17 protein-coding genes and 1 riboswitch are annotated in these 18825 nt (G+C 48.2%); of the genes, 2 read left to right on the plus strand and 15 right to left on the minus strand.

Translation table 11 applies throughout. The features are described from left to right. Window positions 1-14: 14 nt before the first annotated feature. Window positions 15-1598 carry an ABC transporter permease/substrate-binding protein gene (locus N179_RS12640; RefSeq protein WP_023467129.1) on the minus strand — a complete coding sequence of 528 codons (1584 nt, stop codon included), beginning with the start codon at window positions 1596-1598 and terminating at the stop codon, window positions 15-17. Beyond that, the gene (locus N179_RS12645) at window positions 1595-2722 is read right to left on the minus strand and encodes an ABC transporter ATP-binding protein (protein ID WP_053452313.1); all 1128 of its coding nucleotides are present in this window, start codon (window positions 2720-2722) and stop codon (window positions 1595-1597) included. The genes N179_RS12640 and N179_RS12645 overlap by 4 nt, the downstream gene beginning before the upstream one ends. Window positions 2723-2914: 192 nt before the next feature. Here N179_RS12645 and N179_RS12650 point away from each other — a divergent pair, with 192 nt between their 5' ends. Further along, complete coding sequence (locus tag N179_RS12650; RefSeq protein WP_075642973.1) at window positions 2915-3910, plus strand: LysM peptidoglycan-binding domain-containing protein; 996 nt, start codon at window positions 2915-2917, stop codon at window positions 3908-3910. A 125-nt stretch (window positions 3911-4035) separates the two neighbouring features. Here the strand turns inward: N179_RS12650 and lysA are convergent, their stop codons facing one another. The 12 genes from lysA to N179_RS12710 form a co-directional block, all read right to left on the minus strand. Then, complete coding sequence (lysA, locus tag N179_RS12655) at window positions 4036-5352, minus strand: diaminopimelate decarboxylase (protein ID WP_075642974.1); 1317 nt, start codon at window positions 5350-5352, stop codon at window positions 4036-4038. Window positions 5353-5365: 13 nt separating this feature from the next. Beyond that, entirely contained in the window at window positions 5366-6424 is a 1059-nt protein-coding gene (gene alr / locus N179_RS12660; protein ID WP_075642975.1) for an alanine racemase, read from the minus strand. Beyond that, window positions 6421-7353, minus strand: coding sequence for a branched-chain amino acid transaminase (locus N179_RS12665; RefSeq protein ID WP_035398934.1), 933 nt, complete (start codon window positions 7351-7353; stop codon window positions 6421-6423). The genes alr and N179_RS12665 overlap by 4 nt, the downstream gene beginning before the upstream one ends. 25 nt (window positions 7354-7378) lie before the next feature. Beyond that, window positions 7379-8086, minus strand: coding sequence for a 2,3,4,5-tetrahydropyridine-2,6-dicarboxylate N-acetyltransferase (dapD, locus tag N179_RS12670; protein ID WP_075642976.1), 708 nt, complete (start codon window positions 8084-8086; stop codon window positions 7379-7381). Then, window positions 8073-8819: a 4-hydroxy-tetrahydrodipicolinate reductase gene (dapB, locus tag N179_RS12675; protein ID WP_023467121.1), complete on the minus strand. Its 747-nt coding sequence runs from the start codon at window positions 8817-8819 to the stop codon at window positions 8073-8075. Before dapB ends, dapD begins: the two co-directional genes overlap by 14 nt. After that, entirely contained in the window at window positions 8816-9697 is an 882-nt protein-coding gene (gene dapA / locus N179_RS12680; protein WP_023467119.1) for a 4-hydroxy-tetrahydrodipicolinate synthase, read from the minus strand. Before dapA ends, dapB begins: the two co-directional genes overlap by 4 nt. A gap of 17 nt (window positions 9698-9714) precedes the next feature. Continuing rightward, window positions 9715-10707, minus strand: a complete 993-nt coding sequence (locus tag N179_RS12685; protein WP_023467117.1) for an aspartate-semialdehyde dehydrogenase — start codon at window positions 10705-10707, stop codon at window positions 9715-9717. A 13-nt stretch (window positions 10708-10720) separates the two neighbouring features. After that, window positions 10721-11920, minus strand: coding sequence for an aspartate kinase (locus tag N179_RS12690; protein WP_023467116.1), 1200 nt, complete (start codon window positions 11918-11920; stop codon window positions 10721-10723). A 112-nt stretch (window positions 11921-12032) separates the two neighbouring features. After that, window positions 12033-12210: riboswitch (Lysine riboswitch) on the minus strand. Window positions 12211-12280: 70 nt separating this feature from the next. Then, window positions 12281-13651: an argininosuccinate lyase gene (gene argH / locus N179_RS12695; RefSeq protein ID WP_075642977.1), complete on the minus strand. Its 1371-nt coding sequence runs from the start codon at window positions 13649-13651 to the stop codon at window positions 12281-12283. Continuing rightward, window positions 13648-14853 (minus strand): argininosuccinate synthase, encoded by a 1206-nt coding sequence (locus N179_RS12700; RefSeq protein ID WP_023467113.1) that lies wholly within the window; start codon window positions 14851-14853, stop codon window positions 13648-13650. Before N179_RS12700 ends, argH begins: the two co-directional genes overlap by 4 nt. Window positions 14854-14970: 117 nt before the next feature. Further along, window positions 14971-15399, minus strand: a complete 429-nt coding sequence (locus N179_RS12705; RefSeq protein ID WP_023467111.1) for a GNAT family N-acetyltransferase — start codon at window positions 15397-15399, stop codon at window positions 14971-14973. Continuing rightward, window positions 15396-16544 carry an alanyl-tRNA editing protein gene (locus N179_RS12710; RefSeq protein ID WP_035398938.1) on the minus strand — a complete coding sequence of 383 codons (1149 nt, stop codon included), beginning with the start codon at window positions 16542-16544 and terminating at the stop codon, window positions 15396-15398. The genes N179_RS12705 and N179_RS12710 overlap by 4 nt, the downstream gene beginning before the upstream one ends. A 128-nt stretch (window positions 16545-16672) precedes the next feature. Here N179_RS12710 and phnF point away from each other — a divergent pair, with 128 nt between their 5' ends. Further along, window positions 16673-17407: a phosphonate metabolism transcriptional regulator PhnF gene (phnF, locus tag N179_RS12715; RefSeq protein ID WP_023467107.1), complete on the plus strand. Its 735-nt coding sequence runs from the start codon at window positions 16673-16675 to the stop codon at window positions 17405-17407. Window positions 17408-17458: 51 nt separating this feature from the next. On the opposite strand, the gene N179_RS12720 is transcribed toward phnF, so the two are convergent. After that, on the minus strand, window positions 17459-18565 hold the full coding sequence (locus tag N179_RS12720; protein WP_244150237.1) for an LCP family protein: 1107 nt from the start codon (window positions 18563-18565) through the stop codon (window positions 17459-17461). Window positions 18566-18825 lie beyond the last annotated feature (260 nt).

Raw genomic sequence — 18825 nt, forward strand, 5'->3', positions numbered from 1 at the left:
TCGGCTCTACCTGTTTATTTTGAAATTAATCCTTCTTCGATCAAGAAATCACGCGCGACTTTTTCAGGGCGCTGTTTCTCGACATCTGCTTTGTAATTCAATTCTTGCATCTTCTCATCCGTAATTTTATCTTTTAACGTGTTGAGGACTTTTTTCAGCTCCGGATGTTCTTCAAGTGTTTCTTGACGAACAAGCGGTACCGCATAGTATGGTGGGAAGAACTTTTTATCGTCTTCTAGCACTGTTAAATCGAATTTTTGTAACAAACCATCTGTTGAGAAGCTATCGATGACGTTCGTTCGACCATTTGTCAGTGCTGTATAACGGAGTCCTCCATCGACTGGTTGTACATCTTGGAATTTCATATCTGGATACTTTTTCTTCAAACCAAGATAACCATCTTCACGGTTCGCGAATTCGATTGTTGATCCGAGAATCAAACGATCACTGACTTTTGACATATCTGATACCGTCTTCAAGTCATATTTTTCGATATCTTCTTTCGTCATGGCAAGGGCATACGTATTGTTGAAACCGATTGGGTCAAGGACGTCGACCTGACTTTTTTCCGGAATCATCTTCCCGACTTTTGCATAGACCGTTTCCGGATCCGTCTCGACGTCTTGCTTGAGCACGTCGATCAACAAAGTACCTGTGTACTCGACATACGCGTCGATTTCCCCTTTTTCAAGCGCCCCGTAAGCGACTTTCGTCCCGCCGAGGTTTAATTGACGTTCGACTTCTAAATCCGTTTTATCTTCGATTAAATCCGCTAACATATTTCCGAGAATCAATTGTTCTGTAAAGTTCTTCGATCCGATGACGATCTTATCGTCCTTAAGGAAAGAGTAAGCGACCGATCCACCAATTAATATGAAAACGATACTTGCGATCGCGATCTTGCGTCCAGCTGGCATCGCCTTGCGACGCTTCCGTGCCTTATTCTTGATTCGACCATCTGCAAGTGGAATCCCATTTGGCGCCACGGAGTATTCAATCCGACTGACGACGAAGTCGATGACGAGTGCTAAAATACCGGCTGGGATTGCTCCGGCAAGAATCTGGTTATTATCAACTGTTTGAATACCTGAGAATACGAGGTAACCAAGACCACCGGCACCGATGAATGCTGAGATCGTCATTAAACCAACAGCTGTAACGGCTGAAATTCGAATCCCTGCCATCATGATCGGCAAAGCAAGTGGAATCTGAACCTTACTGAGGATTTGCCGATCCGTTAAACCAATTCCTTTAGCTGCTTCGAGCGTGTCCCCTGGAATGCTCGACAGACCCGTGTACGTATTTTTAACGATTGGCAAGAGTGAATAAAGCACGACCATGATAATCGCTGGTGTCGATCCGATACCAATGAACGGAATCAAGAAACCGAGTAAAGCAAGACTCGGAACAGCTTGCACGACGCTCGTCAGCGCAAGGACAGGCTTCGCGAACTTTTGGTAACGGGTGATCAGAATCCCGATCGGAATCCCGAGAACGACCGCGATGACGACGGCAAAGACCGTCAGCTGTAAGTGCTCTAGCAATAAATCACCGATCTGATCGGTATTATTTTTTACATAATCAAAGAATCCGCTCATTGGACTTCCTCCTCATGAATGAATTGCTCACTCAAGACGGAAAGTAAGCTACTACGTGTGATCAACCCTCTGAGTTTTCCTGTTGCATCCGTTACTGGTAGATAACCAGTCTCTTCCTGATTCATGACTTCAAGAACATCGAGTAATGAATCGTGTTCATTGACGGCGATGATTTCGCCCTCCATCACTTCTTCGATCCGTTGGCTCTTATCCGGAATCGTCTGGATGTTCTTCAACTTAATCAGCCCTTGTAAGACACGGTCACGATCGGTGATCAACAGGCTGTCGACTTTGCGTCCACGCATGATTTCAATTCCCTGCAACAACGTCCGTTTGCCACTGATTGAAACTGGGTCCTCGATCATGATATCTTCTGCCTTGATGAATTCTGGACTACTCCAGATTTTATTTTTTCCGATGAACGATTCGACATATTCATCTTTTGGATGACGCAAGATTTCTTCTGGAGTATCGAACTGGACGATTTCCCCATCACGCATGATACATATCCGATCCGCTAACTTGATCGCTTCATCCATATCATGGGTGACGAAAACGATCGTCTTCTTCACTTCTTCTTGCAAGTTAAAAAGTTCTTCCTGTAGATCGTTACGGGTAACGGGATCGAGTGCACTGAACGGCTCATCCATCAAAATGACATCAGGATCATTCATTAAAGCTCGTGCGAAACCGACACGCTGTTGTTGTCCACCACTGAGTTCGCTCGGATAACGATCGATGAATTGCTTTGGATCAAGCCCGACCATCGTCAACAATTGTTCTGTCCGTTGATCCATTTCATCGTGATCTTTCCCCTCAAGCCCCGCAATCAATTGAATGTTTTCCCGGACCGTCATGTGAGGGAACAAGCCGGTTTGCTGGATGACATATCCCATATGACGTCTTAATTCAATCGTATCTGTCTTCATGATGTCCTTCCCGTTGACTAAAATCGTACCTGAAGAAGGTTCAATCAATCGATTGATCATCTTAAGTGATGTCGTCTTCCCACAACCACTTGGTCCGATGAAGACAACGAGTTCACCCTTTTGAATCTCGAGCGATAAGCCTTTCAAGACGACATTGTCCTTAAACTGCTTACCGACGTTTTTGAATTCGATCATTCCTTCTCACTCCTTTTTACTATTTCCATATATTATGGTTTCCCAAAAAGATTACGGTTTAAACAAATTTTCTGTAATTTAGTTTTATTTCTTTGCAAAACGGGAATTTCTTAGTTCTTTTTTTAAAATAAAGGGAATACCTTAATAAAGAGTACTTGTAAAGCATGTTTTTGATGAAGGAGGTACTAGACGATGAACATCAAGAAACCTACCATCATGATGATCGGATTACTTCTCCTTAGTCCACTTTCGATTCCTTCACAGGTTAATGCGGCGAGCTCTACGTTTGTGACGAAAGGAACGACGACACAAAAAGTCGTCGCATTGACGTTTGATGACGGTTCAGATGGGACGAACATTGCAAAAATCTTAAGTATCTTGAAAAGTAACCAAGTGAAAGCGACTTTCTTTTTGACAGGCAGTGGTGCAAACAATCATCCTCAATCGATCAAGAACATCACAACCGCCTCTCCTACACACCAAATCGGCAATCACTCGTATTCGCATCCGGATTTTACGACCTTAACAGCAAGCCAGATGACGAGTGAATTATCCCGAACAGAATCCCTCATCCGGTCCTTGACCGGAAAAACGACGAAACCAATTTTCCGGGCGCCGTTTGGTGCAAGTAACAGTAACGTGTTGAGTGCAGTTGGGGCTGCAGGTTACACGAAAACGATTCAATGGAATATTGATACGACGGATTGGAAAGGCATCTCTTCAACAGCCATCTTGGATCGTGTAATACCAAAAGTCGTTCCCGGATCAATCATCCTGATGCACACTGGGGCTGGTGCGAAAGGAACACCCACCGCTTTGCCAACGATGATTTCAAAACTAAAAGCAAAAGGCTATTCGTTCGTCACGATTTCAGAACTGTTACGGTCACCGACTTCAACCGGTACGACGTATACCGTCAAAGCTGGCGATACACTCTATTCCATCGCCCGCAAATACAACGTCTCGGTCTCTGCCCTCGCGAGTGCGAATAACATCACGAACTGGAATCTGTTGAACGTCGGTCAAGTCTTGAAAATTCCAACAACGATGTATACGGTTAAAGCCGGTGATACACTTTACTCGATTGCGACACGATATGGTGTCACCGTCACAGCATTGATGCAGGCAAACAACATTACGAATCCGAACCTCTTGCTCGTTGGACAAGTCTTAAAAATTCCAAAATGAATATGCTAATCGCAACACAAAAAAACGATCCCTCTCTATTCAAGAGAAGAATCGCTTTAGATCGTATGCATGAAACCGGCGCGATAGCGTCGGTTTTTTTGTCCTCTAGTTTGACCCCGCACCTCTTACGACTCTGATCGGACCCCATTGATCCCAAGATCACACTGAATCAAATCCGCATACGTTTGTCGACGGACGACTTCACGGGATTCCCCGTCCCGAACGAAAATGAGTGCCGGACGTAAGAACTGGTTGTAGTTGCTTGCCATCGAAAAGTTATACGCTCCTGTCCCAAAGACAGCAAGTGTATCGCCACCGTTCGGTGTAACCAACTGTGCTTTTTCAGCGACGAGATCCCCTGATTCACAAGCTGCTCCAACGACCGTCACTTCGGTCGTTTCGCCACTCATCCGGTTAGCGATGACCGTTTCATACACCGCACCGTAAAGTGCTGGGCGAATGTTATCTGTCATTCCGCCATCGACCGAAAGATATGTTCGGACGCCTTCGATCTCTTTGATTGCCCCGACCGTATACAGTGTCGTTCCTGCATTCGCAACGACCCAGCGCCCTGGCTCGATCCCGATGCGCGGACGTTCGATGCCGAGTCGCTCCGTTTCCGTCTCGATGACATCCATGACGCGTGCAATCGTCGCTTCAAAATCAAGCGGATGATCGTCCTGTGTATAGGCAATACCGAAGCCACCGCCAACATTAACTTCGCTGACTGTGAAGCCATGATGCGCACGAATCGTTTCGACGAAGCCCATCATCGTCCGAGCCGTCTGTTCGAACAGTGACGGATCTTGGATTTGCGAACCGACATGACAATGGATGCCGAGTAACGACAGATGCTCCGATGCTAAAATCGCTTCGATCGCGTCCAAATAATCTGACGCATGCGTTGAGAAACCGAATTTCGTATCGACACCACCCGTCTGGATTTTCGCATGCGCTCCCCCGATGACTTGTGGCACGATCCGGATCAGGACATGAACGGTTTGACCTGCTTGCGCTGCGATGGCTTCGAGTTGTGCAATTTCGGCAAAGTGATCGATGACGATCCGTCCGACACCTTCCTCGACGGCATATTGAAGATCAGCCGTCGATTTATTCGAACCATGGAAATAGATCCGTTCTGCCGGAACGCCGGATTGGCGGGCGATGAAAAGTTCGCCCCCCGTAACGACATCGATTCCGAGACCATGACGCACGACTTGTTCGTACACCGCACTAACCGTCAGTGCTTTAGAAGCGAAGGAAGCATACGTGTTCGGATACTTATCAAGGAAGTGTTCCCGGACGGTCGCTAATCGATCCGTCAGCTCCCGCTCTGCCATCACGTACAATGGTGTTCCGTACTGTGCTGCAAGATCGGTCGCTGCGACACCATCGATGTGCAACGTGTTGTTTTCTTCTGTCAGGTATTGACTTCCATACATAATAAGTTCCTCCTTATAGATACTGATGCGTCAAACGCCACGACCGGGCGCACATCTGCTCTGAATTGTTCGCTGCTCCTGTCCGAGTAATATCGTCAATTTCAACGCCATCCCCGTATAGCACGACCTCGTCTCCAACCTCAACCGTTCCATCGACAGCGACGAATGTATGACTCATGAATAATTTATTGATGACCGGATAAGGTTTTTCTTTGATGTGAACAGGCAACGCGGCACGCCCACGGACGACACCGTCTCCATAGCCGACGGGTAAAATAGCAATCCGCATCGGTTCTGCACTCGTAAAGTTCGTCCCGTATCCCACATGCTCACCTGGTCCAATTTCGCGAATTTCAACGACCTCCGTTGTCATCCGTAGCGAAGGAACGAGCCAGTCCATCTTTTCAATCGGTGAATAGCCGAATAAGAAAATGCCCGGGCGGACATAGTTACAAAATGCGAGACGCGGATCGTGTTTGACGATCGTCGCACTGTTTTCCGAGTGCATATACGTAAACGTATGGCGCTTTCGTAACACATCGGCAATAGCGATGAAACGTTCGACTTGTCCATCGTGATCCGCATCCGGCTCATCGGCAAGCGGAAAGTGTGTATATAAACCTGTTAAAGCGAGCGAATCTGCTTGCGCAAGCGCAAGAACAGCTTCCGCCTCTTGAAGCGAACTGACACCAAAACGATTCATCCCGACGTTGATCTTCAAATGTAACTCGATTCCCTGCAGCTGTTTACTGTTTAGGGCGAGCCATTCTAGCGATGAGACACCGAGTGCAATTCCGAAACGTCGTGCTGTTTCAAAATCCTCCGTCGGATTCATCACCAGTACATAACTGTCTGGAAAATTCGTTTTGATTTCAATGGCTTCATACAACTCGGCGACAGCAAAGTGATGCACATCAGATGCCATCAGCGTCTCGACCATCTCGAGCATACCTAAGTTATACGCATTGTTCTTGACCACGGCAAAAATACGTTTACGTGACCGAGCGAAGACCGATGCGACGTTCTGTCGCACCGCCTTCCGATCGATCGTGACGAGTGTACGCGTCGTCATTCTGCGACAGCGGGTGTCACATACGTCAACCAATCCGCATATTGCGGCAATTGACCTGTGACGGCTTGACGGTAAAGATCGAGCAACTCATCTGCGACGTTCCGTGTTCCGCCGTTGATCGAGATATGATCGATTTCACCGACACTCGTGATTTCAGCAGCTGTTCCTGTTAAGAAGATCTCATCTGCGACATATAACTCATCGCGTCCGATGTGACGTTCGATGACAGGATAGCCTTGATCTTGTGCCAAACGGATGATGACTTGGCGTGTGATACCGTCGAGTACTGAACAATCAAGTGACGGTGTATGAATCGTTCCGTTTTTAAGAAGGAAAAGATTCGCAACACTCGCTTCACTGACGTTTCCGTTCATGTCGAGCGCGATGGCTTCATCAAATCCATCACGGATCGCTTCACCTTTTAAGAGTTGTGAGTTCATATAGTTCGCAGCCGCTTTCGCTTGCATCGGCATCATCGTTGATGAGACGCGGCGGTATGATGCGACTTTGGCACGGATGCCAGCACCTTTATCGAAGTATTCCCCAAGCTCCCAGCAAGAGATGCCGACATGAACCGTCGTATCTTTCGCCATCAATGCTTGCCATGGCGTACCGAGGAACACGAATGGACGGATATAACACGATTCAAATCCGTTTTTCGCAACTAAATCGATCGTTGCTTGAACAAGTTCGTCGACAGTATACGGAATCGTGACATGGTAGTACGCACAACTGCGGAAGAGACGCTCGATATGTTCCTTCAATTGGAAAATCGCCGGTCCGTCCGGTGTCGCGTATGCACGAATTCCTTCAAAGAATCCACTACCGTAGTGAATCGCATGTGACATGACGCTCGTGTTCGCATCTTTCGGATCATGAAAGACTCCATCTAACCAAATTGCTTCTCCATACTGTGTATCCACTGCCATGTGTTTTCCTCCTCTTCGACGTCAATCAGAGTGAACGTAAATCATCCACCAATTGCGTCTTCTCTTCTGTTTTCGCATCTTTCTGTTTGATGACACGTGCAGGTGTTCCAGCAACGACGCTTCCAGCAGGTACGTCTTCTGTGACGACACTACCAGCAGCGACGACGGCATCTTTGCCGACTTTGACGCCTTCAAGAATGACTGCATTTGCACCAATCAAGACACCGTCTTCAATGATGACAGGTGTTTTTGAAGGTGGTTCGAGGACACCCGCGACCACGGCACCTGCGCCGACATGAACGTTTTTCCCGATCGTCCCACGTGCACCGACGACAGCGTTCATATCAATCATTGTACCATCTCCGATTGATGCACCGATATTGATGATCGCACCCATCATGACGACTGCGTTGTCACCGATGACGACATGATCACGAATCCATGAACCTGGTTCGATGCGCGCATTCAAGTGACGTGTATCAAGCATTGGTACCGCACTGTTGCGACGGTCATACTCCACGTGAACATCCGTGATGCGATCTGAATACTTTTCTAAGAAAGTAGCCACAAGTCCTGCATCCGCGAAGAAAATCTTTGATTCATCTGATCCGAATGCTGTAGCGCCTTCGATCGTCAAGCCCGCCAAATCGCCGTTGACGTAAAGTTTTACCGGTGTTTGTTTTTTAGCATCTTTAATGAATTTAGCAATTTCGTAAGCATCAGTGAGTAACATGTGAATCCTCCTGTGTGTAGAGCGTCTCTAATGTATAGAGTCCCGCTGTTTTTTGAATGAGTGCTTCAGCTGCTTTGATCGCACCAGAAGCAAATACTTTTTTCGATAGCGCTGTATGTTTGATTTCAATCAATTCGTCGACACCTGCGAATAAGACTTCGTGTTCTCCGAAGATCGTTCCACCGCGCATCGCGTGCATCCCGATCTCGTTTGTCTCCCGCTTTTGCCGCGTCTGTGACCGGTCATATACCGGTGTGACGTCACGTGCCGTCTGAATCGTTTGCAATAACAACTCAGCCGTTCCGCTTGGCGCATCGACTTTTTGGTTATGATGTTTCTCGAGCAATTCGATGTCATACGCTCCTGCTAGTGGCACAAGTGTCTTCAGCAGTTGCTGCACCATCGCGATGCCGTACGACATATTGTACGACTGGAAAATTGGAATTTCTTTTGCGGCGTCCTTGATCGATGCCAGTTCCGCCTCCGAAAAACCAGTCGTCGCGATGACGAGTGGTGTTTTTGTCGCCAGCCCATATGCGAGCAGATCCGGTAGCAAACTCGGATGCGAGAAGTCGATGATCGCATCGACCGTTTCTGACATCTCCGTTAGCTCGGCATATGAAGCGATCGTATCGGATGACTTCGTCCGGTCAACGATCGCTACGACACTTTGTGGTGCGAGTTCGACGACGTATTGTCCTGTCGCCCCATAACCGTGTAACGCGAGTTTCATCGAACCACCCCTTTGTAAGCCCGCATCGTTTCGAGTAAGTGGGCGTGCCCCGCTTCCGATTGACGGACGAGCGGCAAGCGTGGCGCACCGACAGCAAAGCCGAGTTCTTCAAGCGATGCTTTAACTGGAATCGGATTGACATCACTGAACAAGGCACCGATGACCGGTAACAAGTCTGCCTGAATCCGGCGTGCCGTGACGAGATCTTGCGCTAGTAACGCCTCAGCAAGTGCTTGTGTCTCTGCTGGGTACGGGTTCGAAAGAACTGAGATGACGCCTTGTGCGCCCCATGCCATGTACGGCAGGATTTGATCATCATTTCCACAGAAGACCGCGAAGTCTTCCGGAATCGCCGCCATCAGTTCACCCATGAAGCTGACATCTCCACTCGCTTCCTTAAAGGCTTGGATTCGTGGATGACGTGCTAACGTCACTGCTGTTTCGACTGCGATCGCAACTCCTGTCCGCGACGGAACGTTGTACAGCATGATTGGTAATTCGGTTGCATCAGCGACCGCCGTGAAATGTGCGACGAGACCCGCTTGCGATGTTTTATTGTAGTACGGTGTGACGAGCATCGCTGCGTCCGCACCGAGGCGCTCTGCGAGTAACGTCTTCTCGATTGTTGCTGCCGTGTTGTTCGAACCCGTTCCGGCAATGACTGGTACTCGTCCTGCCGTGATTTGAACGGCAGTCGTCAGTAGTTGTTCGAATTCCGTGTTCGTCAGTGTCGATCCTTCTCCTGTCGTTCCTCCGACGACAAGCGCCTGAATTCCTGCTGCGAGTTGTTGCTCGATCAAGCGTTCGAATACGTGTAGATCCAACTCGCCTGCTTCATTAAATGGTGTGACGAGCGCTGTACCTGCTCCTTTGAACATGAAGAACTCCTCCTTTTTTATGAATGAATCGACTGTTCGATGGCTTGGCGTGCGACTTGTACGGCATTCGAGGCGGCACCTTTTCGAATGTTGTCGGCTACACACCAGAGATGGAACGTATTCGCGAGACTATCATCTTGTCGAATTCGTCCGACATAGACATCGTCCGTCCCACTCGCGTCAAGTGGCATCGGATAACGCGTATTCGCGACATCATCGATGAGGACGACGCCCGGTGCGTTTTCAAGTGCTTCACGGATCGCTGCAACCGTCGTCGGTTGTGTAAACGTGACGTTGATTGCAACCGAGTGAGAATTCGTGACTGGAACCCGGACACATGTCGCACTGACAGGTAATGCTGGAAGATTGAAGATTTTCCGTGTTTCATCAATCATCTTCTGCTCTTCTTTCGTATAGCCGTTCTCAAGGAATACATCGATATGCGGCAAGATGTTATCGTGAATCGGATGCGGATAATTGACGGGCTCTTCTCCGCGTGCTCCACGTGCCAGATCCTCGATTCCTTTTTGACCAGAACCAGATACGGCCTGATACGTCGTATAGTTGATCCGTTCGAATCCCAGTGACTGGAGCGGTGCTAAAGCGACGACGGATTGAATGGTCGAACAGTTCGGATTTGCGATCAAGCGGTCCGTCGCTTGAATCGCTTGCGGATTGACTTCTGGCACGACGAGCGGAATCGTCTCCTGCATCCGGAAAGCACTTGAATTATCAACGACGAGTGTTCCGTTTTCAGCTAGTAACGGGGCATATTGCTCACTGATCGTTCCGCCTGCTGCGAACAACGCGACATCGATCCCGTCTTCTGTGATATTTGGCGTCAGCGCTTGGATCGTAATATCTTCTCCCTTGAACTGTACCGTGTTCCCTGCTGAACGAGCAGAAGCGTAAGCGGACAGGCGGCTGACCGGGAAGTCCAGTTCTGCTAGGACTTGTAACATTTTTTGACCGACGGCGCCGGTTGCTCCAATGACGGCTACATGATACATCCTGTTTTCCTCCTTATAACTCGAACGCGTTTGCAATCGCTGCAACCGTCCGTTCAATGTCTGCTTGTGCAATCGTGTACGAGATGCTGATTTCTGATGTCGTGACTTGATAGAACGGGATGTTCTCTGCTCGGAAGATTGCGAACAACTTCGAAGCGACACCTGTTGCATCCCGCATCCCGATTCCGACGACAGATAATTTTGCGTGTTGATTATGGCGATCGACCTTGACTGTCGTGAAGCGATCCATGATGTCTTTCAATGCTTCATCGAGGAACTCTTCCTCATCGAGTGGACATGAGAACGATAAGAAAATGTCACTGTCGAACGTCGTTTGACTGATCATGTCGATGTTGACGTGGCGATTGGATAACAGTTCGAAGATATCGGCTACTGCTGCATTCGTTTGCGGTACGTGTTTGATTGATACCGTCAAGACGTTCTTCGTCACACTGACACTCGTGACCGCTTTTTGTTCCATTGTTTCCGTCGCTTCCATGATCCATGTTCCCCTTTTCGATTCAAGTGTTTTCCCGACGAAGATGTGTACGCCGTATTTTTTTCCTAGTTCGACACTCCGCATTTCCATGACCTTCGACCCGAGGGCGCTCATCTCCATCATCTCATCATATGAGATGTGCGGAATCGGTTGAGCAGCAGCATGGATTCGTGGATCAGCCGTATAGACACCGTCGACATCCGTGTAGATTTCACACCGTTTATCAAGGACTGCCGCAAGGGCAACAGCCGTTGTATCCGATCCACCACGTCCGAGCGTCGTGACATCACCGAGTTCGTTGACACCTTGGAATCCAGCGACGATGACGACATCGTATGTTTCGAGTTTTTGTCGTAATAGATTTCCATCAATCTGTTTGATCTTACTTTTCGTATGCAATCCCATCGTACTGATTCCCGCTTGAGCGCCTGTTTGCGATAACGCTTTGACGCCGAGTGAGTTGAGGGCGATGCTGAGTAATGAAATCGTCTGTTCTTCTCCGATGGCAAGCAGACGATCGAGTTCTCGGCGCTCGGGGCGATCTGTGATGGCTTGCGCCTGAGCAATCAAAGAATCTGTCATCTTGCCCATCGCTGAAACGACGACGACAAGTTTTTCACCTTCGGCTGCGCGACTCTTCAAATAATTCGCAATAGACTGAATCTGTTCGACAGTCGCAACCGAGCTTCCACCAAATTTAAGTACAGTTGTCACAATCCTATCTCCTTTGTCCCGATACAGAAAAAAACGACGGGCCGGTAGGAGCGTTCCTACGGCCCGTCGTTATCACGATCGGACAAACGAAGACAAAGTCATTCGTTCTTTTACGTAAGATAGCGCTCCGAAACATCGGTTTCGGCAGTACAACGGATCTTAACCGTTGTACCAGCAAATGAGAAGAAGCATCTTCTCGTTCACTTCGGCGGACTTCCCCTTTCACATCATTCGGCATGCTTGCCTTCAAGAATGATGCTACTCATGTCATCCGCGCCTCTATCTGTCGGTTGTTAGTTACAGTTATAGCAGACATCTTTTGTTAAATCCAGTCATTTGACTGATTTTTTTCAAAATCCGTCAATTCGCAAGATGCTGTTTCGCGAGTTCGAGTTGCTCCGACACGGCAGCAAACCCTGTCCCGCCGTAGCTTTTCCGGCGTGCCACTGCTTGAACCGGATCGAGGAGCGGATAGACGTCTTCCGTGATATCCGGATGGAAGGTTTGATACGTCTCGAGATTCAAATCCTTCAGGAAACAACCGTTTTGCACACAATAAAGGACGGCTTTACCTACGATTTCGTGCGCTTCCCGGAATGGTATGCCTTTCGTCACAAGGTAGTCGGCGAGTTCCGTTGCATTCGAGAAGTCTTGCATTGTCGCCTTCTTGAGCGCTTCGGTCTTAAACGTCGCAGATTCAATCATTCCAGTGAAGATTTGAACGGATTGGAGAACGGTATCTGCTGTATCGAAGACCCCTTCCTTATCCTCTTGCATGTCTTTATTGTAAGCGAGTGGTAATGCCTTCATCGTCGTCAAGAAGCCCATCAGGTTACCGTAGACGCGCCCCGTTTTTCCACGAATCAACTCAGCGAAATCAGGATTTTTCTTTTGTGGCATCATGCTCGATCCTGTTGAGAAGGCATCGGATAACTCGATAAAGCTAAATTCTTGCGACGCCCAGATGATGATTTCTTCACAAAAGCGCGAGAGATGCATCATGACGGTCGAAGCGATCCCGAGGTATTCGATGACGAAATCACGGTCCGAGACAGCATCAAGACTGTTTGGATAGACCGACTCAAAACCGAGCAACTCAGCAGACCGGAAACGATTGATCGGGAATGTCGTCCCCGCGAGCGCACCTGCCCCGAGCGGTGATTTCCGAATTCGTTTTTGATTATCCGTCAACCGTTCGACATCACGTTCGAACATCCAGAAATAAGCGAGCAAGTGATGCGCAAGCGAGATCGGTTGTGCCCGTTGCAAATGCGTATACCCTGGCATGACCGTCTCGATATGTTGCTCCGCTTGTTCCGTGATGACCGACTGGAGCTCGCGTAATGCTGTCGTCAACGCCTCAACATGTTGTTCCATCCATAGATGTAAATCCGTTGCGACCTGGTCATTTCGACTCCGTGCCGTATGCAGTTTTCCTGCAACCAGACCAATCTGTTCTGTCAATAAACGCTCGAGGTTCATATGAATGTCCTCATCCGCTAACGTATAGGAATGGTCTGCTAACGTCGTTTCCAGTTGCTTCAGTCCTTGCTCGATTTGTGTCCACTCGTCTTGAGCAAGAATCCCTTGTTCAAATAGCATCTGCGCGTGTGCGAGACTGCCTTTTAAATCGACGCTCGCTAATTTTTGATCGAACGTGATCGATGCTCCGAAGGCTTCCGCTTGAGCGGAAGCACTTTCCGTAAAACGTCCACCCCAGAGTTTGGTCATTTCGTGACACCCGCCTGACGATGTACGCTCGCATGCGTCGAAACGGCAAGTCCGTGTAATTTGATGAAGCCTTTTGCTGCTTCATGATCGAATGCGTCTTCTTTCGTGTACGTCGCAAGTTTCTCATCGTAGAGCGAGACAGCGGACTGACGACCTGTCACAGTTGCATTTCCTTTGAACAGTTTAACGCGAACTTCTCCTGTGACGTCCTGTTGTGTCGCTGTCAAGAATGCTTTCAAGCCTTTCGTCAATGGTGCATGGAAGAGACCGTTATAGATCGTTTCTGCGTATTGTTTGCTGAGTAGTGGTTTGAAATGCGCGACGTCCTTCGTCAATGTAATCGTCTCGAGTGCAGCGTGCGCTTTGAGTAACACCGTTGCGCCTGGGCACTCATAGACTTCCCGCGATTTGATACCGACGAGACGGTTCTCGACGTGGTCAATCCGTCCGACCCCATGTGCACCAGCGATGATGTTCAGTTCCGTGATCAGTTTCGCCAGTGGATACGTCGTTCCGTTGATCGAGACCGGAACACCTGCTTCAAAGCCAATGATGACTTCTTCTGCCTGATCCGGAGCGTCTTCTGGCGCTACTGTCAACGCATAAGCGTCTTGCGGTGGCTCTGTCCAAGGGTTTTCTAGGACGCCACATTCGTTACTCCGTCCCCAAAGGTTCATGTCGATTGAGTATGGGCTATCGAGGTTGATCGGAATCGGCACATTGTTTTCTTTCGCATAGGCGATTTCTTCTTCCCGTGACCATTTCCATTCCCGGACCGGTGCGATGACTTCGAGTGATGGATCAAGTGCTGCGACTGAAACTTCGAACCGGACTTGGTCGTTCCCTTTTCCGGTACATCCGTGAGCGACTGCCGTCGCACCGTGCTGATGCGCGACTTCGACAAGCTTTTCTGCGATCAACGGACGCGAAAGCGCTGAAATCAACGGATAGGCATTTTCGTAATGCGCGCCATATTGAAGTGCCGGTAAAACGAAGTCTTGTGCGAATTCTTCTTTAACATCGAGGACGATCGATTCGATCGCACCGACGAGGAGTGCTTTTTCTTTAATGATGGATAAATCTTTTCCTTCTCCGACATCCATGCATAAGGCAATGACGTCATAGTCCTTGCTCAACCACTTGATGGCTACCGATGTATCAAGTCCCCCAGAGTACGCTAAGATCAATTTTTGTTTCGACATGTATAATTCCCTCCTGGTTTTAAATTCATCTGTCTGTATAAAAATTCATTATGAATTATATATATACATAGAAAACAAAAAAAGAAACCCTTTTTGCAGGATTTCTTTCAAAATAACTTACATTTTTTTCTCCATCGTCCGGTGTGGGATGCCCGCATCATCGAATTCATCGGAGACGATCGTATAACCGAGTCCTTGATAAAACGGGATCGCTTGGACTTGTGCGCCGAGTGTTAGCAATTGCTTCCCTTCGCGACGTGCGACTCGTTCCATCGCCTGCATCAACTCGCCACCGTATCCTTTTCCTCGCGCTGTCGCTAGCGTCGCGACACGCTCTACCTTCATCCGTTGGTCGTCATATGGACGGGTACGCCCCGTTGCGACCGGTCGACTCTGCTCATCGAGGACAAGCAGATGAATTGCTGTTTCATCATGTGTATCATATTCAAGATGGCGTGGTACGCCTTGTTCCTCGACGAAGACACGCTCCCGGATCATCCGGACGGCTTGATGTTGTTCTGCTGTACGTACTTGAATGACTGTCATGACTGATATTCCTCCCGTAATCGATCGACATATGCCATCGCATCATCCCGATTCGTAAATTGTGCCTGTGCCTGAACCGCATTTCCTCCGCCTCGCCCATTAAATATTTTGACATGTGCTTTAGCGAACTTCCCGAGATGGGGTTCACCTGGACTACTCATCAGTAACTTGTTCGTCGTCGCATTCCAGACGACGCCGACGCGTCCCGCTTCTTGAATCGCTTTAGCAAGTTGCTCGGATATTTTGATTTCTTCATCCAGATGTTCGAACACAAGAATGCCTTCTTGTTGTTCTAAAGCATGAGCGAGTGTGAACGTCGCAAGTTGTTCCTGGGCGTGTTCGACCTGTTTCGTTAAGCGTTTCTGCTCTTCTTGTAACGCTTGGACGGCTTCTAGCATTTGAACCGGTTTGACTGATAAAGCTTGCGCTGCTTCCCGTAAAGCTCGTCGTTCTGCCTGTAGGAGTTGATATGCCCGTTCCTTTGCGACATAAGAAAGACGAATATTTCCACGAATTCGTTCGACTCCAGTAAAGAGAATCGACTCGAGCTGTGCCGTCGAATCGAGATGCGTTCCACCACAGGCACTATAATCGAGTGTACCGATTTGAACGACGCGAATTCGTCCTTCGACTTGTGGTGTTTTTCGTAATGGTAAGCGTAGCGCTTCCGCCTCGTCATACTCGGTCGCTGTGATTGGTAATCCTTGTTCAATCACCTGGCGTAATCGTCGATCCAGCTGTTCTTGTTGCAGAGTTGTCCATTCAGGTGTCTCGATATCAAGCGTCGAGACCTCACTTCCCGTCCGAAAACTAAGTGTCTTGATATTTGATTCATCTTGTAGGATTGCAGAGATGACATGTTGTGCCGTATGCTGCGCCGCATGATCGATCCGGACTGCGTCATCTACGATCCCGGTGACGTCACCTGTGAGCGGCGTCGCCAGTTGGTGCCAGACGACACCGTCTTCGATTTGGACGTCAAGGACCGGTTGGTCGTTCAATGTTCCACGGTCCGCCGGCTGTCCACCGCTCTCCGGATAGAAGTAACTTTTCTCTAAAGCAACCCAATAGCCGTCTACTTGTTTTGTTGCGCGAATGGATGTCTGAAAGGTTCGGACATCGGATTCTATTTGTTCGGGGCGCATGCCTCGACCACCTTTCTCTGTCAGTTTCACTCTGTATTATGCCATATTTCATCCAGAATCGTTTGTCGGCTTGCCTTTTTCCTAGTACACTAGACGAAAGACTACCGATCGCGAAGGGACGAAATGCCGTGATTCAGCATATCAATAAAAATTCACCACTCCCCATCTACTATCAAATCGAAGCTGCCTTAAAACAACAAATCGAAAGCGGTGTTCTTCAACCTGGCGATCTAATTCCGTCCGAGCGCGAATTTGCGGAAGCGCATCAAATTAGCCGAATGACGGTCCGGCAAGCCATTTCAAACTTGGTCAACGCCGGTTACTTGATTCGTCAAAAAGGACGAGGAACATTCGTCGCGAATAAAAAAATCGTCATGCAACTGTCTGGCTTGACGAGTTTCTCGGAAGAGATGGAACATCTTGGACTAGAACCGACGAGTGCGCTTCTCTCCTATCAAATCATCGACGCGTCGATGACGATCGCAAACAAGCTCCGGATTCGCGAAGGGGCATCCGTGTATGAATTGAAACGTTTACGAATCGCAGATGAGCAAGCGCTTGCCCTTGAGACCGTCTATATCCCGGAACAGCTCTTACCTGGACTCGATCAAGACGTCGCGACCGCATCGCTCTATGCATTTGCAGAAGCGAGCGGATTAAATCTTGGACGTGCGAGTCAAACGTTCGAATCACGTCTTGCAACAAAGGAAGAGGCGGGTCATCTTGGTCTATCGACCGCTTCGCCTGTCTTATCCGTCGAGCAACTGACGTATCTCGCGACGGAGCAACCGTTTGAATACGTCATCTCCGCTTACCGCGGCGACCGCTATACCTTCACCGTCGAAATGGAACGCCAACGCTAAAAATCCCCTTGTATCGTCGTACAGTGACGATACAAGGGGATTTTCCAACGCTTATTGTTGAGTTTCTGTATTGGGAATTGACTCTTCTGTCGTACTTTGTGCCGGGTCTGTCTCTTCCTTGATCGGTTCGACTTCTTGACCTTGCATCGCTTTCGCTAAATTACTTTTCACTTGCTCCAATTGATTCGGATCGAGATGGTATTCCCATTTCCCGCTAATACCGATGTAGCCTTCTCCAGCGAGTTGGTACTCCGTCGTATTACGTAGCGCTGCTGTGAAATCTGCTAAGCGTGTATAATCGTTCGGACCTAAGTTCGTTTCGACGTTATCACCGACAGCATCCAAAATATCACGGTATGCACTGAGGGAACGGAAACTTGCCGCTTCTTTGGCGACCGCTTGAATGACTTGCATCTGTTTTTGACCGCGTCCGATATCACCGAGCGGATCATCATGACGGTTCCGGACGTAAGCAAGTGCTTGCTCTCCTGTTAAATGTTGCATACCTTTATCAACAGTGACAGTACCGGCTTTACGTTTTGAATCTTGCTCTTTGAACGCATATCGTACATCGATGTCTACGCCATCCAATGCATCGATCAATTGAACGAATCCTTGGAAATTGACTTTAACGACGTGATCGATTTGAATACCGAGCAGGTTTTCTGTCGTTTCACGCGCTAATTTAATCCCATTATAGGAATTCGATTTATCCATCGAACCGAAGTAATGGGCATGGGTGATTTTATCTTGCTCAACACCTGTCTTACCATAAGGTACATCGTATTTCGAATAATCGATGTTCACGAGTGAATCACGCGGAATACTCGTCAACACTAATTGTTCCGTTTTTTTATTTAAGATTCCGACGATCATGACATCTGATCGCGCCGGTTCATTTCGTTCTTTACTTTTTTTCGTTTCATCCGTCCCAAGAATCAAGAACGATTCAGACGGAACATCATCATATTTAGAGCTCACCTTCGAGCCGGGAATGTTAATCTGCGTCTTTGCCAATGTTTCTTGCGTTTTAATAAAAACAGCTCCAGCATATCCAGAACCGATGATTGTGACAAGCAGGACGAGTGCAGCGATGACTTTCATGAACATCTTGCCAGCACTTGGCTGTCTCTTTCGTGCGGATCGCGTTTCCATCATGTAAACCCTCATTTTCATGTAAATTTTCCGTAAAGTTCGCTAATCTCCATTATCCGTACATTTAATGAAATGTCAATTTACGTTTCGATTAAAGAAATCGTATGGAATCGTTGCACTGAAAAAATCATGGACCCTTAGTGCGCTGTATCATGAGATTGAATGATCTTGGTATATGTCCTGTTGATGCCTTTCTATCAAAATAAAAAATCGCTTGAGACTAGGCTCAACAGAATCAAAAAAAGGAATAGAGTCAATCCAAT

Origin of the sequence: Exiguobacterium indicum HHS 31 (assembly GCF_001939065.1) — a bacterium.
GTDB lineage: Bacteria > Bacillota > Bacilli > Exiguobacteriales > Exiguobacteriaceae > Exiguobacterium_A > Exiguobacterium_A indicum.

Bases quoted from the DNA above. Each gene is read 5' to 3' on its own strand.
- N179_RS12640 (WP_023467129.1), bottom strand. From the start codon at position 1,598: ATGAGCGGATTCTTTGATTATGTAAAAAATAATACCGATCAGATCGGT.
- N179_RS12645 (WP_053452313.1), bottom strand. From the start codon at position 2,722: ATGATCGAATTCAAAAACGTCGGTAAGCAGTTTAAGGACAATGTCGTC.
- N179_RS12650 (WP_075642973.1), top strand. From the start codon at position 2,915: ATGAACATCAAGAAACCTACCATCATGATGATCGGATTACTTCTCCTT.
- lysA (WP_075642974.1), bottom strand. From the start codon at position 5,352: ATGTATGGAAGTCAATACCTGACAGAAGAAAACAACACGTTGCACATC.
- alr (WP_075642975.1), bottom strand. From the start codon at position 6,424: ATGACGACGCGTACACTCGTCACGATCGATCGGAAGGCGGTGCGACAG.
- N179_RS12665 (WP_035398934.1), bottom strand. From the start codon at position 7,353: ATGGCAGTGGATACACAGTATGGAGAAGCAATTTGGTTAGATGGAGTC.
- dapD (WP_075642976.1), bottom strand. From the start codon at position 8,086: ATGTTACTCACTGATGCTTACGAAATTGCTAAATTCATTAAAGATGCT.
- dapB (WP_023467121.1), bottom strand. From the start codon at position 8,819: ATGAAACTCGCGTTACACGGTTATGGGGCGACAGGACAATACGTCGTC.
- dapA (WP_023467119.1), bottom strand. From the start codon at position 9,697: ATGTTCAAAGGAGCAGGTACAGCGCTCGTCACACCATTTAATGAAGCA.
- N179_RS12685 (WP_023467117.1), bottom strand. From the start codon at position 10,707: ATGTATCATGTAGCCGTCATTGGAGCAACCGGCGCCGTCGGTCAAAAA.
- argH (WP_075642977.1), bottom strand. From the start codon at position 13,651: ATGACCAAACTCTGGGGTGGACGTTTTACGGAAAGTGCTTCCGCTCAA.
- N179_RS12700 (WP_023467113.1), bottom strand. From the start codon at position 14,853: ATGTCGAAACAAAAATTGATCTTAGCGTACTCTGGGGGACTTGATACA.
- N179_RS12705 (WP_023467111.1), bottom strand. From the start codon at position 15,399: ATGACAGTCATTCAAGTACGTACAGCAGAACAACATCAAGCCGTCCGG.
- N179_RS12710 (WP_035398938.1), bottom strand. From the start codon at position 16,544: ATGCGCCCCGAACAAATAGAATCCGATGTCCGAACCTTTCAGACATCC.
- N179_RS12720 (WP_244150237.1), bottom strand. From the start codon at position 18,565: ATGATGGAAACGCGATCCGCACGAAAGAGACAGCCAAGTGCTGGCAAG.